This window comes from Bradyrhizobium sp. P2_E8 (genome assembly GCF_056403875.1).
Map to the genome: position 1 here is coordinate 1 of NZ_JBFUES010000610.1, position 4,647 is coordinate 4,647.

A 4,647-nucleotide genomic window follows, 5' to 3' on the forward strand; every position below is an offset into this window, starting at 1 on the left:
GCCCAGCCTGAGAGCCAGATGATGTCGAACGTCGCGCGGATGCGGCCGTCGGCATCGGCGAAGCGCTCGGCATAGATCTCGGCCATCCGCAGCAGCGTCGCGCGCCGGCTCGGCGTGCGGCGGCGTTCGATCAGCACATTGGCCGCGCCCATGCGCCTGATATCCTGCATCAGCACAAAGGCATTGGCATAGCGCACCACGACACGATCGACGTCGGTGACCGGCAGTGCAAAGCCTGCGCGCTGCAACAGCGCGCCGATGTCGCGCAGATCGGCGAACKGCACCACGCGCGGCGACACGCCGCCCTCGCATTCGGCTTCGGCGGCAGCAAAAGCCTGCCGCAGCTCGGTCAGGCTGTCGCCGCCGATCATCGCGGCCAGCAGCAAGCCATCCGGCTTCAGCGCACGACGGACCTGCGCCAGCACGCCCGGCAGATCGTTGACGAATTGCAGCGCAAGCGCCGAGACGACGAGATCGAGGCTGTCGGGCGTGAAGGGCAGCTTCTCCTCGCCGGTTTCGCCAAGTGCAATCCGCTGAAGTGACGGCAGCCGCGCGCGCAAGGCGGCGAGGCCCTCACCGGGCGTCCAGAGATCGGCCGGAGCGTGAAACTCCCGCATCACCGCGGCGAGCCGGTCGGACATGTCCTCCGCGACGCGATCGAGCAGGAAGCTCACGGCGCCTTGTGCCTGCGCACGGCGCTGCCGCGCGTGCAGCAAGGCCCGATCGAACAAAGCGGGCGGAGTTTGCGGGTTCTGAGCCATGCCGCTGGTTACGCCGATCCCGCTCCTTCTGGCAATCACTCTCGTGTCCCGGACGCGCTGCAGCGCTCTTAGCACTGCTGCGCAGAGCCGGGACCCAGAAGACAACACCGTGCGATGCGGTGAGATGGGCCCCGGCTCTGCAGCGCACCGCCACTGGACGATGCTTCGCATCGCCAGGGTGGCGTTGCGCTGCGTCCGGGGCACGAGAGCGTGGCTTGAGCCCACGCCGACGTAACGCTAGCCTTCCCCCATGGAAGCCGACGCCGCCCCTTCCCGTTCCATCACTGCCCCTCTGCGTGCCGCATGGACGGCCGGCCGTCACGCGCTGGTGCGCGCGGCACGGCTGACGCTCGACATTGCGCTGCCGACCTTGTGCGTGTCCTGCCGTGAGCCGGTCGATGGCGAGGGCGTTTGCGCGGCCTGCTGGGCGCGACTGTCGTTCATTGAACGGCCCTATTGCCCGCGCCTTGGCATCCCCTTCGTCTATGACCCCGGCCCGGACATGCTGTCGATGGAGGCGATCGCGAGCCCGCCGGCCTACCAGCGCGCGCGAGCAGCCGTGCGTTATGACGACGTCGCGCGCACGCTGGTGCATGCGCTGAAATACCAGGACCGCACCGATCTGGCGCCCGCCATGGGCCGCTGGATGGCGCGTGCGGGCGGCGAGCTGCTCACCGGGGCCGACATGCTGATTCCCGTGCCCTTGCATTGGCGAAGGGCCTGGCGGCGACGCTACAACCAGTCCGGAGCGCTGGCGCGAAGCATCGAGCGGCAGAGCGGCGTCAAGGTCCGCGGCGAGGTGCTGCGCCGGGTGCGCGCCACCGAGCAGCAGATCGGCCTGTCGCGGGCCCAGCGCGCCACCAATGTGCAGGGCGCATTCCAGGTATCCCCCGACCGTCAGGCCGAGGTGCAGGGCCGCCGTATCGTCCTGATCGACGACGTCCTGACGTCTGGGGCGACGCTGGAGGCCTGCGCCCGTGCCTTGCTGCGCGCCAAAGCGGCCCAGGTGGACGTGCTGGTCTTTGCCCGGGTTGTGGAGACCCGGTAAAGTCCCATATAATTCAATGAATTCATGACATGAGAGCGCCAGACGACATGACCGCTGCTGTCGAGATCTACACCAGGCCGGGCTGCGGCTATTGTTCCGCGGCCAAATCGCTGCTGACCCGCAAGAAGGCGACCTTCGCGGAGTTCGACGTCGCCAAGAACCCGTCGTGGCGCGACGAGATGTACGACCGCGCCGGCGAGGGCTCGACCTTCCCGCAGATCTGGATCGGCGGCAGCCATGTCGGCGGCTGTGACGACCTCTACGCACTCGACCGCGAGGGCAAGCTCGACGGCATGCTCGAAAGCGTGAAGGCTGAATCATGAGCGACAACAGGACCTTCACCGCCGCGATGGTGCAGATGCGCACCGGCCTGATGCCCGAGCCCAGCCTCGCGCAGGCCACCAGGCTGATCCGGCAGGCTGCGGCCAACGGCGCCGACTACGTGCAGACGCCCGAAGTCAGCAACATGATGCAGCTCAACCGCAAGGCGCTGTTCGAGCACCTCCAGAGCGAAGAGAACGACACCTCGCTGAGGGCTTATCGCGCGCTCGCGGCGGAGCTGAAGATCCACATCCATGTCGGCTCGCTGGCATTGCGTTTCTCGGATGAAAAAGCGGTCAACCGCTCGTTCCTGATCGGGCCCGAGGGCGATGTGCTCGCGAGCTACGACAAGATCCACATGTTCGACATCGAGCTGCCGGACGGCGAGAGCTATCGCGAATCCGCCAATTACCAGCCGGGCGAGACCGCCGTGATCTCCGACCTGCCCTGGGGCCGGGTCGGGCTGACGATCTGCTACGACGTGCGCTTCCCCGCGCTCTACCGCGCGCTGGCCGAGAGTGGTGCGTACTTCATCACCGTGCCCTCGGCCTTCACGCGCAAGACCGGCGAGGCGCATTGGCACGTGCTGCTGCGTTCGCGCGCGATCGAGACCGGCTGCTTCATCTTCGCCGCCGCGCAGGCCGGCCTGCACGAGAACAAGCGCGAGACCTATGGCCACTCGCTGATCATCGACCCCTGGGGCGAGATCCTCGCCGAAGGCGATGTCGAGCCCGGCATCATCATGGCTAAGATCGATCCGGCCAAGGTCGAGACCGCCCGCCGCGCGATCCCGTCGCTCCAGCACGGCCGTCGCTTCGGCGTCGCCGACCCCAAGGCCGGGCCGGATCATCTGCATCTGGTACGGGGATCGGCATGATCCGCTACGCGCTTCACTGCGACCGCAACCACGCATTCGAAAGCTGGTTCCAGAGCTCGTCGGCCTACGATTCGCAGGTGAAGCGCAAGCTCGTGAGCTGCCCGATCTGCGGCTCGGCCAAGGTCGAGAAGGCGATCATGGCCCCGCGCATCGTCGGCAAGAAAGGCCGCGGGCCCGCCACGCCTCCGCCGGAGCCCGCCGCCGCAACCGCCACGCCCGAGGCTGCGCCATCGGGACCGACCTCCCTGATGATGGCACAGGAGCGCGAGCTGCGCGCCAAGCTCAAGGAGCTGCGCGACCACATCGTCAAGAACGCCGACAATGTCGGCGAGCGCTTCCCCAACGAAGCCCGCGCGATGCATTATGGCGACAAGGAGCACCGCCCGATCTACGGCGAGGCCTCGCCGGAAGAGGCGAAGTCGCTGATCGACGAAGGTATCGAGGTCTCGCCGCTGCCGACGCTGCCGGAAGATAGGAATTGACGCGCGAAGCGCGTCATCCCGGGATGGTCCGCAGGACCAGACCTCAGATGCGCAATTGCGCATCGGGGGATCTCGAGAGTCCGGGTTCGCCCTTCGGGCACCCCGGAATGACGGCTACACCCCCACCAGCACCGCCACGCCGACCACGATCAGCACGATGCCAAAGATCTCGCGTGGCGCGATCGGCTGCTTGAACGAGTAGTACGCCACGCCTTGTGCGAACAGCACCTCGATGAGGGCGAGCGTGCGGACATTCGCGGCCGCGGTCAGCGCGAACGCCAGGAACCAGAACTGTGAGGAGAAGGCGCCCATGAAGCCGGCGAACAGTGACGGCTTCCACAGGCCAAGGATCGCCTGCAGGATCTTGGGCGCGCGCCAGAGCAGGTAGATCGTCAGAATCAGAGTCTGCACGAACAGGCCAAGCACCAGCGTGAAGGACGCCGCCGTCACGAAGGACACGTTCGGCACCGTGATGATGGCGCCGCGGAAGCCGACCGCGGACAGCGCGAACGCCGCGGCCGCCACAAGCCCCAAAATGGTCGGCTTCAGCTCAGCAAAGCTTTTCTCACCGCCGGGTCGCAGCGCCGTGATGACGACGCCGACGGTCGCAACCACGATCGCCAGTACCTTCAGCAAGGTGAGATGATCGCCGAGGAAGACGAAGCCGAAGATCGCAGTCTGGATCGCCTCGGTCTTGAGGTATGCCGTCGTCACCACGAAGGAGCGGTCGTTCATCGCCAGCAGCATCAGGCCGGTCGCGACGATCTGGCTGAGCGCCCCTAACAGCAGCCAGGGCCAGAACACCGACGGCGGCATGTCGAGATGATCCCCGGTCGCGACCAGCACCACGCCAAGAAACAGCAGCGAGAACGGGAAGCCGAACAGGAAGCGGATATTCGTCGCGCCCCACGTCCCCAGTGGCTTCGTCAACGACCGCTGCATCGCATTGCGCGCGACCTGCCCGAGCGCGGCAATGACGGTGAAGGGAATCCAGAGGCTGGTGATGGTGAGCATGGGGGAGCGGGTGGGGGTTAAAGCGGGGAAGGACCGCAGCCAACCTGCAGCCAGCGTCGAGGCTGGTCAATTACGCGGATGTCATGGGTGCGATGCTCTCGCAACAAACTCAGTGTCGTCCCGGCCTAGTGCGCAATTGCGCAC

General features: G+C 66.6%; 6 protein-coding genes. 4 read left to right on the forward strand and 2 right to left on the reverse strand.

The window, feature by feature from the left end:
• The coding region (locus AC1D00_RS27805) for a methyltransferase domain-containing protein (protein WP_477012857.1) at positions 1 to 761 on the reverse strand (761 nt) is incomplete at its 3' end.
• A gap of 250 nt (positions 762 to 1,011) precedes the next feature.
• Here AC1D00_RS27805 and AC1D00_RS27810 point away from each other — a divergent pair.
• The 4 genes from AC1D00_RS27810 to AC1D00_RS27825 are packed head-to-tail and all read left to right on the forward strand — an operon-like array spanning position 1,012 to position 3,489.
• Positions 1,012 to 1,809, forward strand: coding sequence for a ComF family protein (locus AC1D00_RS27810; protein ID WP_477012854.1), 798 nt, complete (start codon positions 1,012 to 1,014; stop codon positions 1,807 to 1,809).
• Positions 1,810 to 1,856: 47 nt separating this feature from the next.
• Positions 1,857 to 2,132 (forward strand): glutaredoxin 3, encoded by a 276-nt coding sequence (gene grxC / locus AC1D00_RS27815; protein WP_135175013.1) that lies wholly within the window; start codon positions 1,857 to 1,859, stop codon positions 2,130 to 2,132.
• Complete coding sequence (locus tag AC1D00_RS27820; protein ID WP_135174915.1) at positions 2,129 to 3,007, forward strand: carbon-nitrogen hydrolase family protein; 879 nt, start codon at positions 2,129 to 2,131, stop codon at positions 3,005 to 3,007. The genes grxC and AC1D00_RS27820 overlap by 4 nt, the downstream gene beginning before the upstream one ends.
• On the forward strand, positions 3,004 to 3,489 hold the full coding sequence (locus tag AC1D00_RS27825) for a DUF1178 family protein (RefSeq protein WP_477012855.1): 486 nt from the start codon (positions 3,004 to 3,006) through the stop codon (positions 3,487 to 3,489). Before AC1D00_RS27820 ends, AC1D00_RS27825 begins: the two co-directional genes overlap by 4 nt.
• Positions 3,490 to 3,603: 114 nt before the next feature.
• Here the strand turns inward: AC1D00_RS27825 and AC1D00_RS27830 are convergent, their stop codons facing one another.
• On the reverse strand, positions 3,604 to 4,503 hold the full coding sequence (locus tag AC1D00_RS27830; protein WP_477012856.1) for an EamA family transporter: 900 nt from the start codon (positions 4,501 to 4,503) through the stop codon (positions 3,604 to 3,606).
• Positions 4,504 to 4,647: the final 144 nt, after the last annotated feature.